Genomic DNA, 16,073 nt, shown 5'->3' on the forward strand with positions numbered 1-16,073 from the left:
CGCCGCCACCCCCGATCCCGAACTTCATGCTCACTGCCACACATCTGGCTGATGACCGACGAGCGCCAGGGGGACTCGCTCTGGCGCGCGCTCAAGGCGATGCCGCGAGATGGCGGCGTCGTCTTCCGGCATTACAGCCTCGATCCGGCCGCCAGGCGCGCATTGTTCGAACGGGTGAAACGCATTGCGCGGCGACGTGGCCTGACGTTGCTGCTCGCAGGACGACCGTCGCAGGCCCACATATGGGGCGCCGATGGCGCGCATGGCCGCTTCTCACGGATCGGCGCCGCCACGATGATCCTGAGCGCGCCGGTGCACGACACGGCCGAACTGCGCGATGCTCACCACGCCGATCTGATCTTCGTCTCGCCGGTCTTCGCGACGCGCTCGCATCCTGGCGCCAAGGGACTGGGAATGGCCGGTTTTCGGACACTGCTTGCACAGACCAACAAGCCCGTCATCGCATTGGGCGGCATGGATGCCCGACGCGCCAGGAGACTGATGACATCGGGGGCTCATGGCTGGGCCGCGATCGATGGATTGACGCCCCGATGATCGGGCGATTTACATGGACGAGTCAGCCGCGTTCGGCCTTGCGGCGCAGACAGCGCGAGCACTGGGTTTGTTTGCCGCGATTTTCGAGTCGTTCGATGATTCCATCGAACTTCAAATCGCTCTAATGCCGACGATATGGCTGACACACTCAAGATCGCATCCTGGAACATCAATTCGGTCCGGTTTCGGATCGAGATCGTCGAGCGCTTCCTGACGGAAGAAGCACCGGACGTATTGTGCCTCCAGGAAACCAAGACCGTCGACGAAACCTTCCCCGCCGATGCATTTCGCCGCCTGGGCTATTCCTATCAGATGCTCAACGGCCAACGCATGCACCATGGTGTCGCGATCCTCAGCCGCGTGCCGATGGTGGAAGACAATCGCCTTGACTGGCAGGCCAATGGCGAGGCCCGCCATGTCGGTGTCCGGCTGGAAAACGGTATGCGGCTGGAGAATGTCTATGTGCCGGCCGGCGGCGACATTCCCGATCGCACGGTCAATCCGAAATTCGGCCAGAAGCTCGATTTCCTCGAACGGATGATCGCCTGGTCCGAAACCCTGTCGGTGCCTACCTTGCTGGTCGGCGATTTCAATGTCGCGCCCCTCGAAAGCGATGTCTGGAACCACAAGCAGCTTCTCGACGTGGTCAGCCACACCCCGATCGAGGTCGAGACGCTCGGCCGTTTGCAGGCGGCCCATGACTGGGTCGATCTCGGCCGGCATTTCGTGCCGCCGCCCGAACGGCTGTACACTTGGTGGAGCTATCGCGCGAAAGACTGGGCCGCATCCGATCGCGGCCGCCGGCTTGATCATATGTGGGCCTCCAGGGAGGTCGCAGCACTCGCCGTCGGGCACAAGGTTCATGAATCGTGCCGGAGCTGGCTCAAGCCGTCCGATCACATCCCGATCGTCACGGAGTTCCGCCTTTGAGCGACCCGCGCGCTGCGGCCCGCGCCATCGATGCGCTGAAGCGCGGCTGGCCGATCGCCATCGCTGGCGCGGACGGCATCGTGCATCTGCTCGCAATCGAGACCGCCGATGCCGTACGGCTCGCCGACTTCGATCCTGAGGAAACGGCCGATATCCTGATCTCCTCGACGCGCGCGGTCACCCTCAAGCTCGCCAACCAGCTTGCCGCGGCGGATCCCGCACGACCCGTGCGAGTGGAACGGGCGCCGTGGATCGACCTGGCCGGTGCGGTCGCGCTCGCCGATCCCGCCTTCGATCTCGCGACACCTCTCAAGGGCCCTTATCGAGCGGTTCCTGTCACAGCCGGAGATGCGACCTCCGCCGCGCTGGAACTGGCGCGGCTTGCGGGACTGCTGCCCGCCTTCTTCATTGCCAGCGCCGGTGCACCGGAAGTCACCATCACCCCCGCCGATATCGCCGCCTATGACGATTCGAACGCGCTGGTGATCGCAGCGCGCGCGCGCTTGCCGGTCGAGGCATCTGAAAATGCCGAGATCATCGCCTTTCGCAGCCGCGACGCCGGCACCGAGCATGTCGCGTTGATCCTGGGCGAACCCGACGGAAAGCCGCCATTGGTGCGCCTGCACAGCGAATGCCTGACCGGGGACGTATTGGGATCGCTCAAGTGCGATTGCGGACCACAGCTCCACGCCGCACTCCACGCCATCGCGTCGCGCTGGGGAATCCTGCTCTATCTGCGTCAGGAAGGGCGCGGCATCGGCCTGATCAACAAGCTGCGCGCCTACAGCCTGCAGGATCAGGGCCACGACACGGTCGACGCCAATCTGCGCCTCGGCTTCGCGATCGATGCAAGGGATTTCGGCGTGGCGGCGCGGATGCTCGCGCTGATCGGGCAGACGCGGATCCGGCTGCTCACCAACAATCCTGAAAAGGTCGCCCAGCTCGCAGCCCATGGCATCGACGTCGTCGAGCGCGTGCCGCACAAGCTGCCGTCCAATCCGCACAATGCGAAGTATCTCGATACCAAGCGCGATCGCACCGGGCATCAGCTTTGAATCAGGCTTGAAAGAAGACCGCCGAACCTCGAGGTTCAGCGGCTATGCGCTTGAGCCTTCAGATCTTCTCGCCGCTCAGCCGCTGGCAGATCATGTCGAGCTGATCGAGCGAGTGATAGGCGAGCGTCACCGTTCCGCTCTTGAGCTGGTGCTGGATGCGCACCTTAAGACCGAGCAGGTCGCCGAGCTGGCGCTCAAGCGCTTCGATATCGGCATCCCCGCCCTTCTGCCCACTTGAAGATTGGTGGCGGACACCGCCACCGCCCGGCTTTGCCTGGCGCGCCAGTCCCTCAGTCTCGCGCACCGACAATCCGCGCCGGATCACCTGCTCGGCCAGGCTTTCGGGATCGGGCGCGGTGATAAGCGCACGGGCATGGCCCATCTGCAACTGGCCGTCAGCAACCCAGTCGCGCACGCGCGCCGGCAGGTCGAGCAGGCGCAGCAGGTTGGCGATATGACTACGCGATTTGCTGACGAGCTTGCCCAGTGCTTCCTGGCTATGGCCGAACTCGGTGGCGAGCTTGCGATACGCCTCCGCCTCTTCGATCGCGTTGAGATCCTCGCGCTGAATATTCTCGATCAGCGCAATTTCGAGTGCCTCTGAATCGTCGAAATCCCGAACGATTACTGGTACTTGGTGGATATGCGCACGTTGCGCGGCACGCCAGCGGCGTTCGCCGGCGACAATCTGATATCCGGCACCATTGGGACGCACGACGATGGGCTGGATCACGCCACGCTTGGCGATCGATCCGGCAAGTTCGTCAAGGGCGGCATCGTCGAAATGCCGACGAGGCTGCTCGGGGTGTGGCGCGAGATCGGATACCGCGACCATCTGAATGCCCGCGCGCGGCCCGCTGCTCGGCGATGCGGTGACGGGCTCCTCACGCGCGACTTCACCGAGCAACGCGCTCAATCCACGGCCAAGACCGCTTGGGCGACGCTTGGGCGACGCGGCGGCGGCGCTGTTCTCCGGCTGGTCCTCGCTCATGCTGCCTTCGCCGCGCGCGGCAACCGTCCGATCAGTTCGCGAGCGAGCGCGATATAGGCTTCCGACCCCGCGCAGCGCATATCGTAGATCAACGCCGGCATGCCGTGGCTAGGCGCTTCGGACAGACGCACGTTGCGTGGGATCACGGTTTCGAAGACCACCTTGCCCAAACAAGCGCGCACATCCTGAGCCACCTGCTCGGTCAGCTTGTTGCGGCGATCGTACATGGTGAGTGCCACACCCAGGATCGACAGATCGGGGTTGAAGCGCGCACGAATGCGTTCGACCGTACTCAAAAGCTGGCTGAGCCCCTCGAGCGCGAAGAATTCGCATTGAAGCGGGACGATCAGCGATCGCGCCGCGACCATGGCATTGATGGTAAGCAAACCGAGCGAGGGCGGGCAATCGATCAGACAGATGTCCCAGCGACCTGGCGTTGCACCATCGAGCGACTGCTTCAAGCGATCGGTGCGCTCTTCATAGTCGACAAGCTCGATCTCCGCGCCCGACAGATCGACGGTGGAAGCGATGATATCGAGCTTGGGCACCTTGGTATGGATGACTGCATCGTCAAGCGTGCAATCGCCGGTGAGCAATTCATAAGAAGAATTGACGCGCTGCGACTGATGAACCCCGAGGCCGGTCGAAGCATTGCCCTGTGGATCAAGGTCGATCAGGAGCACGCGCCATCCGGTCGCGGCGAGCGCGGTGGCGAGATTGATCGCCGAGGTAGTCTTGCCGACCCCGCCCTTCTGGTTAGCAACCGCAATCCGGATCATCGATTTCCCCGCCGCACGTTGCGCGCCACGATGATCGCTGAATCCGGATCGGTGACGCTCTGTTTCACGTGGAACACACCTTGCCATGTCCCGCGCACGACTTCCAGTTCGGACTGTGCGCTTCGGCCTTTTGGCAGCAGCCAGACGGTCCCGGAACGGGAAAAGCGATGAGCGACGGGGAAAAGACGATCGAGCGGGGCGAAGGCCCGCGCGCTGATTACGCCAGCCGCGAGGCCATCGGGCAAAACTTCCACACGGCGGCCCTCCACAACGACGCGTGACGCAAGCCCCATTGCTTCAATCGCCATTTCCAGAAACTCGACGCGCTTGCGTCGGGATTCGACAAGGATGGTCGACCGGTCCGAAAGCGCCGCGATCACAAGTCCCGGAAGGCCCGGTCCCGATCCCAGATCGACCCATGGGCCTGCTGCCGCCCCTTCGGCCAAACGCAATAGCTGGGCGGAATCGACGATATGTCTCGCCCAGACATGATCGCGCGTCGAGTCCGCGATCAGATTCTGCCGCGTCGCCTCGTCGAGTAGTAGCGCCACATAGCGCTCCAGCACGGCGATTGTTTCACGTGGAACACCGAGCATCGATGTCAACCACTGGCGCGCCTCATCCTCCGTCATGCAGCCTGACGTTTCGCCTGGACCAGGATTGCCGAAAGCGCCGCCGGAGTGATGCCCCGGATGCGCGATGCGGCGGCGAGCGTTGCGGGGCGCGCCGCCTCCAGCCGCTCGGTCATCTCGTTCGACAAGCCGGCGATTGCACGATAGTCGAAGCCCGGATCGATCCCGATATCTTCATTGGCGCGCAGCGCACGGATCTCCGCATCCTGCCGTGCGAGATAGGGCGCGTAGCGCGCATCTTCCACGATCTCATCAACCAGGGCCTGCTCGATACCTTGAAACGCAGGGGAAATCCGCGAGACCTCGTTCGCACCAATGTGCGGGAAGCGGAGCCATTCGATCAACGGGCGCCGTGCGCCATCCGCCGCGATGGGAACTCCAACCTCCGCGAGCAAGTTGGCTGAGACGACTTCGCCAAGAGCTTCCAGAAGCTTTGCACGCTCGCGCTCGCGCGTCTCGAACCATTCACACCGCATGGTACCCACACAGCCCGCGTTCATTGCGACAGGCGTCAACCGCGTCGGCGCATTGTCCGCGCGCAGGCGCAGGCGATATTCGGCTCGAGCGGTCAGCATGCGATAGGGTTCTGTCACGCCCTGAAGGACGAGATCGTCGATCATCACGCCGATGTAACTGGTCGCGCGATCGAGCGTCAGCCCAGGCCTGCCGCCGACAAATGCCGCCGCATTCAGCCCGGCGACGAGCCCCTGCGCCGCCGCTTCCTCATATCCCGTGGTACCATTGATTTGGCCCGCGCAATAGAGCCCCGGAACCCCGCGTACCGCCAGAGTCGCCTCCAGTGCACGCGGATCGATATGATCATATTCCACGGCATAGCCCGGCCGGACAATCTCGGCGCGCTCGAGCCCAACCATGCTGCGGATCATCGCATGCTGCACATCCACCGGAAGCGAGGTCGAGATTCCATTCGGATAAACGAGAGGATCGTCGAGCCCTTCGGGTTCAAGGAAAATCTGGTGACCATCGCGGTCGCCGAAGCGGACCACCTTGTCTTCGATGGACGGGCAATAACGCGGCCCCAGCGCATCGATCGCCCCAGTGTAGAGCGGTGACCGATCCAATCCTCCACGGATGATCGCATGCGTTTCAGCGTTTGTTCGGGTGATCGCACAAAAAAGCTGCGGCGCCGGCCGACGTGTTCCCAGTGCGGACATCGTCCAGTCGCCATCGTCCGACGGCTGCTCCTCAAGCACCGCCCAATCGATAGTGCGGCCATCAATCCGGGGCGGCGTGCCGGTCTTCAATCGCGCGATCGGCAAATCGAGCGCGCGGAGCTGATCGCCCAGACGCTGAGCCGACGCTTCCCCCACGCGACCGCCGGTGCTGATTTCGGGGCCGCAGAACATCCGACCGTTGAGGAACGTGCCCGTCGCCAGAACCACGGCGCCGGCGCGCAATATTTCGCCATCGCCAAGTTCGAGCCCAGTGACCCGCCGCGATGTACCGGCGAAGACCAACGCAATGGCTTCGCCCTCCACGATCTGGAGATCGGCCTGGTCGGCGAGCAAAGCGTGGACCGCCTGCTTGTAGCGGCGCCGGTCCGCCTGGATGCGGGGGCCCTGCACCGCCGTGCCCTTGCTCGCATTGAGCATGCGATAATGGATGGCGGCATGATCCGCCGCACGCGCCATCAAACCATCAAAAGCGTCGACCTCACGGACCAGATGCCCCTTTCCCAATCCGCCGATCGCCGGGTTGCACGACATCGCCCCAATCGTCTCGCTGGAGAAACTGACAAGCGCGGTGCGAGCACCGGTGCGCGCCGCTGCCGCTGCCGCTTCGCAGCCGGCATGTCCGCCCCCTACAACGATGATGTCGAAATTGCGCGCCATGGCCCGCATGCGCTAGGGTATGGCCAGTCCCAAGTCAAAATGTTCCACGTGGAACAGCCTCACTTGCCGATGCAGAACCGGCCGAACAACGCGTCGAGCATCTGTTCGGTACCAGCCCTCCCCGTCAGCCGATCCAGCGCCATCCGCGACAGGCGAAGCGATTCCGCCAGCAAAAGAAGATCGGTGAAAAACACGCTGCCCAACGCCGATCGGCATTCGGCCAACATTTCGCGCTGCCGCTGGTTGAGCGCAATCTCTCCCGGCCGCGGCAGCATCATATCAGCCCGCGCAACCAACGCATCGATCAATGTTGAAAGGCCGGTGCCCCGGATAGCCGAAACCGGAATGGCACCGCCTAGCTCCATATCGCGTCCCGGCAGATCCGCGCGCGCATGAACGCGGATGGTCCGCGCGGAATCGAACGTCGGGTCCGCTGCTTCGTCTCCGAGCCAAAGAATGATATCGCTCTCGGCGACAACCTCCCTTGCGCGTTCGATGCCCACCGCCTCGATCTCGTCACCGGTGCCCTCGTGAAGGCCCGCCATGTCGATCAACACGAACGGACGCCCCGCCAGGGCCAGCGGCACCTCGATCACATCCCGCGTCGTCCCAGCGCGTGGCGAAACGATCGCCGCCTCCCGCCCTGCTAACGCGTTGAGCAAAGTCGACTTGCCTGCATTGGGCGGGCCAGCCAGCGCCACCCGCACACCGTCGCGCAATCGTTCGCCGCTGGGCCGTGCAAGCCAGTCGTCGATTTCACGGGCCAGCACCGCTACGTCATTCTGGAGCCGACCGTCTTCCGGGCCAGTTACGTCGTCTTCATCCGAAAAATCGAGCAATGCCTCGACCTGTGCGGAGATCACCAACAGCCGATCCTGCCAATCGCCCACCTGTGCACTCAGCGCACCGCCCGCGACCGCGAGCGCGCTTCGGCGCTGCAACTCAGTTTCCGCAAACAACAGATCGGACAGACCTTCTGCTTCCGCGAGATCGATCCGACCATTCTCAAAGGCTCGCCGCGTAAAGTCGCCGGGCCCGGCCGGCACCAGTCCGTCGATCTCCCCGAGCACCGACAGCACGCGCGCCACCACCGCCCTGCCCCCGTGGAGATGAAGCTCCGCGAGATCCTCACCCGTGGCGCTCGCCGGTCCCGGAAACCACAGGATCAAAGCCCGATCGAGCGCTTCTCCATTGGCCGGGTCGCGCAGCGTCGCCAGCCCCGCTCGCCGGGGCACCGGCAAATGACCCGCCAAGGCGCGCAGGGCCGGGCCCGCATTGGCGCCGCTGATACGGACGACAGCGAGCGCTGCCGGCGGCGCGCCGCTCGAAAGCGCATAGATGGTGGTCATCGGATCAGGACGAGGACGAGCCGCCCCCGACCTGGTCGAACATCTTCCGCCAGATGTTCATCCCGGCCTCGCCCATCGGCATCCAGCTCCGCATCAGCGTTTCCATCATCTCCGGGCTGACGCCCTTCTCCATCGACTCCAGGATGTTGGACACATATTTCTCATGGACCGGCGTGAAGTCCGGCAAGCCCATGAAGCGCCTCGCCTCTTCCGGCGTGCAATCGACCTCGACATTGATCTTCATGAGTGCGTCTCCCCTTGAGCAGTCCCAAGCGGCGCTGCTAGGCTCTGGTCAATGACTTATGCGCCCGACCATGCCCTGATCGCAACGCCCATCGGCATGATCAGATTGGTGGCCGATGGCGATACACTCGCACACACCGCGATCGAACCCGATAACAGCGATCCCGAACGTCCCGGCCCCACACCCGTCCTCCGTGAAGCCGAAGCGCAGATCCTCGCCTATTCCACGGGAAGCCTGCGCTATTTTGATCTTCCACTGACGCCCGCCGCCAGTCCTCGGGGCGAAGCACTGCGCGCCGGCATCGCCGGCATCGGCTTTAGCGACATGCTGAGCTATGGCGCGCTTGCCCGCAAGCTCGATTCCGGTCCTCGCGCGGTCGGCCAGGCCTGCGCGCGCAATCCCTTCCCCATCATCATCCCTTGCCACCGCGTACTGGCATCCGGCGACAAGCTCGGCGCCTATTCCGGTGGCCGGGGCCCAACGACCAAATTGTGGTTGCTCGACCACGAATCCCGTCACTCAGGAAAGGTACTCCCATGGCCGGCATGATCGCGATAGAAACTTTGGAAAAGGACGGCAGCTTCCAGGGCTATTGCGCCGAACCCGCCGGTGAAGCGCGCGGCGCGATCATCGTGATCCAGGAGATTTTCGGCGTGAACCCTGGTATCCGCAAGAAATGTGACGACTGGGCGGAGGCGGGGTATCTCGCCATCGCCCCCGATCTCTTCTGGCGGCTGAAGCCCGGCATCGAACTCGATCCCGATGTGCCCGCCGAATTTCAGGAAGCACTCGGCTGGATGGGCAAGTTCGACCAGACCCAGGGCATCGCCGACATCGAAGCGACGATCCATCTCACTCGCGCGAAGAGCGGCGGCAAGAAGGTCGGTTGTGTCGGCTATTGCCTCGGCGGGCGCCTTGCTTTCATGACCGCGGCGCGCACCGACATCGACGCATCCGTCGGCTATTATGGTGTCGGCATCGACGGGCTGCTGGGTGAGAAGCACGCGATCGCGCATCCCGTGCTGCTTCACGTTCCCACCGCCGATCATTTCGTCGGCCCCGATGCGCAGAAGGCGATGCATGACGGGCTCGACGATCATCCCAAGGTGACGATCCACGATTATCAGGGTCTCGATCATGGCTTCGCGGCGGAGATGAGCAAACGGCGCGACGAAACCGGTGCCGAGCTGGCTGACGCGCGCACCGCCGCCTTCTTCGCGGAGACGCTGGCATGAGCGACGCCTGGAGGCTGATCGTCCGCGAGCCAGGCGGTGTCGATGCCATCGAACGCGAGGATATCGAACTTCCCACCCCAGGCGTGGGCGAGTTGAGCATCCGCAACCAGGCCGTCGGCGTCAATTTCATCGATATCTATTATCGCACCGGTCTTTATCCGGCCCCCTCCCCAATCCTGATGGGGACCGAGGGTGCGGGAATCGTCGAGGCGGTGGGTGAAGGCGTCACCGATTTCGCACCGGGCGACCGGATCGCATATTTCGCCAAGCGCGGCAGCTATGCCACCCATGTCGTCGCCGATGCAGTCCGCAGCTTTCTCCTGCCGGACACGCTCGATTCCGAAACCGCCGCGGCAGCACTGCTCAAGGGCCTGACCGCCTGGTCGCTCGTCGAGCGCTGCGCCCGTGTCGAGCCCGGCCAATCGGTGCTGGTCCATGCCGCCGCCGGCGGCGTCGGATCAATCCTTGTCCAATGGCTCAAGGCCATCGGCGCCCATGTGATCGCGCATAGCGGATCGCCGGAAAAAGCGGCGGTCGCGACCCGGCTGGGCGCCGATGTCTCCCTGCATGGCAGCTTTGACGCGCTTGCGGCGGCCGTGCGCGCCGCGACCGATGGCCGTGGCGTTCATGCCGTGCTCGACGGCGTCGGGAAGGATAGCTGGGATGCCTCGCTCGCCTCGGTCGCCAAGCGCGGTATCATCGTCAGCTACGGCAATGCCAGCGGCCCCGTACCGCCGATCGCACCGCTGGTGCTCGCGCGCGCCGGATCGATCTTCCTCAACCGCCCGACCGTCTATGACTGGATCGAGTTGCCTAGCGATCGGGCGCAAGGATGGAACAGGCTTACCGAGATGCTCGCTTCAGGAGCGGTGAAGATCGAGATCGGTCAGCGCTATCCGCTCGCCGACGCCGCCGAGGCCCATAGGGCGCTCGAATCGCGCAAGACAGTGGGTGCGACGGTCCTCTTGCCCTGATCCCCTATCCGGCCCGGATCGTCGACGCGCGTCCAGATCTGGGACTTGCAGCCGATCCGGCCAATCAAGCAGCCCGCTCCCTTGAGCGTGCGCGCATTCATCACCGTGATCGTGCCTGAAAAGGTCTTGCCGATATCGGGCACGAACACCTTGCCGCGCCAGACCCCATTCCTCTCCTGAACGAATCCGCTGAAAAGCTGCGCGCCGATCAGTTCCTCGGTTCCGCCCCTCCGTGCATCCGCCTTGGCCTTGTCACTCGCCCAGATCACAGTGCCACACATGGTCTGGCCACAGGGATGAGCGCGAATATGGACGCTGTTGCTCGGGTTGCGCCAGATTCCCCGCGATCGGTCAGCCGGGGCCGCTTGCGCCAGCGCCGGCAGCATCGCGACGATGATCAACGGCAGGCGAAGCATGCCGATCATGCCGCATTCGCCACTCTTCGCGATTCCGTCAGAATATCCCATGCGGCGATGAACAATGCCGCAATGACGGGTCCGATCACGAATCCGCTGAATCCGAACACCTCGAGCCCGCCAAGCGTCGAGATCAACACGATATAATCAGGCATACGCGCATCTCGGCCGACAAGGATCGGGCGCAGGATATTGTCGACCATGCCGATGACGAACAGACCGCAGAAGACCAGCAATATACCCTGCCAGATCGCGCCCGTCGCCAGCAGGTAGATCGCGACCGGCACCCAGACCAGTCCCGTGCCGATCGCGGGCAACAGCGACAGGAATCCCATCATCACGCCCCAGATCAGCGCCCCCTGGATCCCGAGCAAGCCAAATACGATGCCGCCGATCGTCCCCTGCAGGATCGCCACGATCACGCTGCCCTTGATGGTTGCCCGGATCACCGCGACGAAGCGGTCGGCAAGCGCCCCGCTCTGCTCCGGCCGCAGCGGCACCGCCGCATGGAACCGTGCGACCAGCCCGTCGCCGTCACGCAGCAGGAAGAACAGCAGATAGAGCATCACGCCAAGCGCGACGAGGAAACCGAACGCGCTTTGCCCGATCAGGAAAGCCTGAGCGGCGAGCGAACGGAAACTGCTGGTGATGCCCGCCGCGATCAGTTCGCGCACCGCGCCGATATTGGTGAGCCCCATCCGCCGCAGCATGCTGCGCGCCCAGCCCGGCAGAATCTGCTGCACTTCCTGGAAATAGAGCGCGAAATCGATCTGCCCGGTGCGGATCTTCACATAGATTGCCGATATCTCCTGCAGCAGGAAAATGCCGAGCAGGATCGCTGGCACGATCACCATCGCCACGATCACGAGCAGCGTCATCAGCGCCGCGATATTGCGCCGCCCACCCAATCGGCGTGCGAAGCGGTGATTGAGCGGCGCGAACAGGATCGCCGCGACCAGCCCCCACAGGATCGCGCCGAAGAACGGCTCGACCACCCATGCGAGCGCCAGCGAGATGACGACGACCAGCGCCAGGAAAGTCCGATCCTCGAGCTTCGTCATCATCCCCCCAAAAGACGCACCGACCTTACGCGTCGACCGGATTCAACCGGAAGGCGTTCAATACAACAAAGCGCGCGATCCGTGAATCACGCGCCTTGTGTCAGGTCTCAGGAAACCGTGCCTTCAGAACAGGCTGATCAGTCCCACGCCGGGATCCACGATGCCGTCATAGATCATCTTGCCTGCGACATAGAGGATCACCAGCAAGCCGACATAGGCAATCCATCGATAACGCTCGATATATTTCGCGATGATGTTCGCGGCGATACCCATCAGCACAACCGAGAGCAGCAGACCGATGATCAGGATACCGGGATGCTCGCGCGCGGCACCCGCTACCGCGAGCACATTGTCCAGGCTCATCGACACGTCGGCGAGCGCGACCGCCCAGGCGGCGGCGGCGAAGCTCTTGGCCGGGCGAACGCCGGAGAACTGGTCGCCGTGGATTTCGGGGGAATCGCCGCTGCCCGCAGGATGGAGCTCGCGATACATCTTCCACGCCACCCAGAGCAGCAGCACACCACCAGCGAAGATCAGCCCGATGATGCCAAGCAGCCAGCTCACCACCAGGGCGAAGGCGATGCGCAGCACCAGCGCGGCGATGATGCCGATCATGATGACGCGCTTGCGCTGATCGGCCGGCAAGCCGGCCGCCAGAGCGCCCACGACGATCGCATTATCGCCCGCCAGGACGATATCGATCATGAGCACCTGGACGAACGCCGACATCTGCGCCGGATGCCCGATGTTCGAGAAATCGCTGACGATATGATGCCAGATGTCGAGCGGCGAACCGATCGAGCCGGCCGCAGCTGCGGAAAGTGCGAGAAGATCGATCATCGTGCCCCCGAACGCCCAGCCAGTCTTACTGGTTCATCGAATCGAAGAAGTCTTCGTTGGTCTTCGAATCCTTCATCTTGTCGAGCAGGAACTCCATCGCGTCGATGGTGCCCATCTGCATGAGAATGCGGCGCAGTACCCACATCTTCGAAAGCTTGCTCTTGTCGACCAGCAGCTCTTCCTTGCGGGTGCCGGACTTGCCGACATCCAGCGCCGGGAAGATGCGCTTGTCCGCCACCTTGCGGTCGAGCACGATTTCCGAATTGCCGGTGCCCTTGAATTCCTCGAAGATCACTTCGTCCATGCGGCTGCCGGTATCGATCAGCGCGGTGGCGATGATCGAGAGCGAGCCGCCTTCCTCGATATTGCGCGCCGCGCCGAAGAAGCGCTTCGGGCGCTGCAGCGCGTTGGCGTCGACGCCGCCCGTCAGCACCTTGCCCGAACTGGGCACGACGGTGTTGTAGGCGCGGCCGAGGCGCGTGATCGAATCGAGCAGGATCACGACGTCCTTCTTGTGCTCGACCAGGCGCTTGGCCTTCTCGATCACCATCTCGGCGACCTGGACGTGGCGCTGCGCGGGTTCGTCGAAGGTGGAGGAGATGACCTCACCCTTCACCGAACGCTGCATGTCGGTCACTTCCTCCGGCCGTTCGTCAATGAGCAGCACGATCAGGAAGACTTCGGGATGATTGTCGGTGATCGCCTTGGCGATGTTCTGCAGCAACACGGTCTTGCCGACGCGTGGCGGCGCCACGATCAGCGCGCGCTGGCCCTTGCCCTGCGGCGAGACGATGTCGATCACGCGGGCCGACTTGTCCTTGACCGTGGGATCGAGCGTGTCGAGGTTGAGCTTCTGCTCGGGATAGAGCGGCGTGAGATTGTCGAAATTGACACGGTGGCGCACCGCATCCGGATCGTCGAAATTGACCGAGATCAGACGGGTCAGCGCGAAATAGCGCTCACCATCCTTGGGGCCGCGGATCTCGCCTTCGACGGTATCGCCGGTGCGCAGGCCGAATTTGCGGACCTGGTTGGGCGAGATGTAGATGTCGTCGGGGCCCGCCAGGTAATTGGCTTCGGGGCTGCGCAGGAAACCGAAGCCGTCCTGGAGCACCTCGATCGTGCCCATGCCCATGATCTGAGTGCCGTTCTCGGCCTCGACTTTGAGGATGGCGAAGAGCAGGTCCTGCTTGCGCAGTGTCGACGCGCCCTCGACGCCCAGTTCCTCGGCCATTTCGACGAGTTCGGCGGGGGATTTCTTTTTGAGTTCTTTAAGATGCATTGATGGAGTCCGATTGGTATTCGGGTGATGATTGGGATGTCCGTGTTGGCGGATCGGCTTTGAAGGGAAGTCGCTCGCGCACGGACGGCCGAGGACGGAATTCGCCGAAAGGGTTAAGCGGCGCTTCCGCGCAAGTCAACCGCGATCAGATCGCCGGATTCAGAACGGGCGGACGACGGCGAGGATGACGATCACCGCCGCGGCGATGCCGGGCACCTCGTTGAGCAGCCGCAGGGTTCGCTCGGGCAGCGGTCGTTCGCCTCTGGCGAGCTTCTTCGCATAGCCGACCATCCAGCCATGGTAACCGCTCAGCGCGAAGACCACGGCGAATTTCAGATGAAACCAGCCCTGAGAGAACGCGTCGGCATTCAGCGCCAGCGTCAGGCCCAGCACCCAGACGACGATCATCGACGGGGTGATGATGATCCGCCGCAGCCGGGTTTCGCGTTCCACCCAGCGGGCGTCCTCGGGCGACCCCGGCGGGCTTTCCTGATGATAGACGAAGAAGCGCGGAAGCATGAACATGCCCGCCATCCAGAAGATGACGAAGATGATATGCGCCGCCTTCACCCACAGCGTGGCTGCACCCAGGAAGCCGGCCATTTCGCTCATCGCGCCCCGCCCCTCACGATCGCCAGCAACTGCTCGACATGCGCGATGGGCGCATCGGGCAGGATGCCATGGCCGAGATTGAAGATATGGGGGCGGTCGGCGAAAGCCGCAAGGACCCGCTTCACCCCACGCTCGAGCGCTTCGCCTCCGGTGATCAGCGCCAGCGGATCGAGATTGCCCTGCACCGGCAGATCGGCGGGCAGCGTCGCCGCCGCCCATTGGGGATCGACCGTCTCGTCCAGCCCGATCGCGTCGACCCGGGTCTCGCGTGCATAGGCGGCAAGCTTGCCCCCGGCGCCCTTTGGAAAGCCGATGATCGGGGTGTCGGGATGACGCGCACGCAATCCGTCGACGATCCGTGCTGTCGGTGCGATCACCCAGCGTTCGAACTGATCGGGCGACAGGCTGCCGGCCCAGCTGTCGAACAGCTGCACCGCGTCCACGCCCGCTTCGATCTGACCGGACAGGTAATCGATCGTCATCGCCGAGATCGCTTCGACGATCGCATCGAAGGCCTGCGGATCGCGATAGGCGTAGCGCCGCGTCTCTCCCTGTTCGCGGCTTCCCTGGCCCGCGACCATATAGGTGGCGACCGTCCAGGGCGAACCCGCGAAGCCGAGAAAGGTCGTCGCCGCCGGCAGCCCGGCGCGCACCATGCGCACCGTTTCGTATACAGGATCGAGCCGCGAGGGCACCGTGCTCAGCGATTCAAGCGCATGATCGACCAATGGGGGTGAAAGCCGCGGTCCCTCCCCCGCTTCGAAGCGCAGATCCTGACCCAGCGCATGGGGCACGATCAAAATGTCGGAAAACAGGATCGCGCCGTCGAATCCGAAGCGGCGGATCGGCTGCAACGTCACTTCGGCTGCCGCCTCGCTGTCGTTCACCAGTTCCAGGAATCCACCCTTATCGGCACGAAGCGCGCGATATTCGGGCAGATAACGCCCGGCCTGGCGCATGAGCCAGACGGGGGGCACCGGGCGGCGCTCACCCTTGAGCACGGAGAGCAAGGGTCGCGTTTCGGTCGGTCGGTCGCTCAGAACGGCTCTCTTCTTCTATCTAGAGTCTTTGGAAATAAGGATGATGAATGATGTTGGGCAGGGAAGAGCGGGACTTATCGCCTGTCCGCATCTTTGCCAACAGCTTGACTCCGACAGGACCGCGATTCAGCGCATGAGTCGTATCGCTCATCCCCGTTATCCACAGACTCGTCCGCGGGGATGATTGGCTGTTGAAAACCCGTGGATTGAATCCGGATCTGCGTG

At 63.6% G+C, this 16,073-nt stretch carries 18 protein-coding genes; 6 read left to right on the forward strand and 12 right to left on the reverse strand.

All coding sequences use genetic code 11. The annotated features are described in order from the left end of the window. Positions 1-51 precede the first annotated feature (51 nt). The 3 genes from ACODTA_RS16340 to ribA all read left to right on the forward strand — a co-directional run bounded on the left by ACODTA_RS16340 (position 52) and on the right by ribA (position 2,540). Positions 52-555, forward strand: coding sequence for a thiamine phosphate synthase (locus ACODTA_RS16340; protein WP_489067021.1), 504 nt, complete (start codon positions 52-54; stop codon positions 553-555). A 135-nt stretch (positions 556-690) separates the two neighbouring features. Beyond that, positions 691-1,485, forward strand: a complete 795-nt coding sequence (locus ACODTA_RS16345) for an exodeoxyribonuclease III (RefSeq protein ID WP_489067022.1) — start codon at positions 691-693, stop codon at positions 1,483-1,485. Then, positions 1,482-2,540 (forward strand): GTP cyclohydrolase II, encoded by a 1,059-nt coding sequence (gene ribA / locus ACODTA_RS16350; RefSeq protein WP_489067023.1) that lies wholly within the window; start codon positions 1,482-1,484, stop codon positions 2,538-2,540. The genes ACODTA_RS16345 and ribA overlap by 4 nt, the downstream gene beginning before the upstream one ends. 58 nt (positions 2,541-2,598) lie before the next feature. Here the strand turns inward: ribA and ACODTA_RS16355 are convergent, their stop codons facing one another. From ACODTA_RS16355 to ACODTA_RS16380, 6 genes are read right to left on the reverse strand one after another with little or no spacing between them, the layout of a single operon-like run. After that, on the reverse strand, positions 2,599-3,531 hold the full coding sequence (locus ACODTA_RS16355; protein ID WP_489067024.1) for a ParB/RepB/Spo0J family partition protein: 933 nt from the start codon (positions 3,529-3,531) through the stop codon (positions 2,599-2,601). After that, a complete protein-coding gene (locus tag ACODTA_RS16360; RefSeq protein ID WP_489067025.1) occupies positions 3,528-4,310 on the reverse strand; it encodes a ParA family protein in 783 nt (260 codons plus the stop codon). The genes ACODTA_RS16355 and ACODTA_RS16360 overlap by 4 nt, the downstream gene beginning before the upstream one ends. Continuing rightward, positions 4,307-4,942, reverse strand: a complete 636-nt coding sequence (rsmG, locus tag ACODTA_RS16365; protein WP_489067026.1) for a 16S rRNA (guanine(527)-N(7))-methyltransferase RsmG — start codon at positions 4,940-4,942, stop codon at positions 4,307-4,309. Before rsmG ends, ACODTA_RS16360 begins: the two co-directional genes overlap by 4 nt. Next, on the reverse strand, positions 4,939-6,795 hold the full coding sequence (mnmG, locus tag ACODTA_RS16370; protein WP_489067027.1) for a tRNA uridine-5-carboxymethylaminomethyl(34) synthesis enzyme MnmG: 1,857 nt from the start codon (positions 6,793-6,795) through the stop codon (positions 4,939-4,941). Before mnmG ends, rsmG begins: the two co-directional genes overlap by 4 nt. A gap of 59 nt (positions 6,796-6,854) precedes the next feature. After that, entirely contained in the window at positions 6,855-8,144 is a 1,290-nt protein-coding gene (gene mnmE, locus ACODTA_RS16375; RefSeq protein WP_489067028.1) for a tRNA uridine-5-carboxymethylaminomethyl(34) synthesis GTPase MnmE, read from the reverse strand. A 4-nt stretch (positions 8,145-8,148) separates the two neighbouring features. After that, positions 8,149-8,388, reverse strand: a complete 240-nt coding sequence (locus ACODTA_RS16380) for a DUF6489 family protein (RefSeq protein ID WP_489067029.1) — start codon at positions 8,386-8,388, stop codon at positions 8,149-8,151. 108 nt (positions 8,389-8,496) lie between these two features. Here ACODTA_RS16380 and ACODTA_RS16385 point away from each other — a divergent pair, with 108 nt between their 5' ends. From ACODTA_RS16385 to ACODTA_RS16395, 3 genes are read left to right on the forward strand one after another with little or no spacing between them, the layout of a single operon-like run. Next, entirely contained in the window at positions 8,497-8,937 is a 441-nt protein-coding gene (locus tag ACODTA_RS16385; RefSeq protein ID WP_489067030.1) for a methylated-DNA--[protein]-cysteine S-methyltransferase, read from the forward strand. Then, a complete protein-coding gene (locus ACODTA_RS16390) occupies positions 8,925-9,623 on the forward strand; it encodes a dienelactone hydrolase family protein (protein ID WP_489067031.1) in 699 nt (232 codons plus the stop codon). The genes ACODTA_RS16385 and ACODTA_RS16390 overlap by 13 nt, the downstream gene beginning before the upstream one ends. Then, positions 9,620-10,597 carry a quinone oxidoreductase family protein gene (locus ACODTA_RS16395; RefSeq protein WP_489067032.1) on the forward strand — a complete coding sequence of 326 codons (978 nt, stop codon included), beginning with the start codon at positions 9,620-9,622 and terminating at the stop codon, positions 10,595-10,597. Before ACODTA_RS16390 ends, ACODTA_RS16395 begins: the two co-directional genes overlap by 4 nt. Here ACODTA_RS16395 and ACODTA_RS16400 read toward each other — a convergent pair. The 6 genes from ACODTA_RS16400 to hemE all read right to left on the reverse strand — a co-directional run bounded on the left by ACODTA_RS16400 (position 10,516) and on the right by hemE (position 15,848). Next, a complete protein-coding gene (locus ACODTA_RS16400; RefSeq protein ID WP_489067033.1) occupies positions 10,516-11,022 on the reverse strand; it encodes a DUF2147 domain-containing protein in 507 nt (168 codons plus the stop codon). The genes ACODTA_RS16395 and ACODTA_RS16400 overlap by 82 nt on opposite strands. Continuing rightward, a complete protein-coding gene (locus ACODTA_RS16405; RefSeq protein ID WP_489067034.1) occupies positions 11,019-12,074 on the reverse strand; it encodes an AI-2E family transporter in 1,056 nt (351 codons plus the stop codon). Before ACODTA_RS16405 ends, ACODTA_RS16400 begins: the two co-directional genes overlap by 4 nt. 123 nt (positions 12,075-12,197) lie before the next feature. After that, positions 12,198-12,914, reverse strand: a complete 717-nt coding sequence (locus ACODTA_RS16410) for a TerC family protein (RefSeq protein ID WP_489067035.1) — start codon at positions 12,912-12,914, stop codon at positions 12,198-12,200. A gap of 25 nt (positions 12,915-12,939) precedes the next feature. Next, a complete protein-coding gene (gene rho / locus ACODTA_RS16415) occupies positions 12,940-14,196 on the reverse strand; it encodes a transcription termination factor Rho (RefSeq protein ID WP_489067036.1) in 1,257 nt (418 codons plus the stop codon). Between the two features lie 159 nt (positions 14,197-14,355). Next, the gene (locus ACODTA_RS16420; protein ID WP_489067037.1) at positions 14,356-14,808 is read right to left on the reverse strand and encodes a CopD family protein; all 453 of its coding nucleotides are present in this window, start codon (positions 14,806-14,808) and stop codon (positions 14,356-14,358) included. Then, positions 14,805-15,848, reverse strand: coding sequence for a uroporphyrinogen decarboxylase (hemE, locus tag ACODTA_RS16425; protein WP_489067125.1), 1,044 nt, complete (start codon positions 15,846-15,848; stop codon positions 14,805-14,807). Before hemE ends, ACODTA_RS16420 begins: the two co-directional genes overlap by 4 nt. Between the last annotated feature and the right edge of the window lie 225 nt (positions 15,849-16,073).

The sequence above is a fragment of the Sphingomonas sp. FG14 genome (assembly GCF_057809675.1).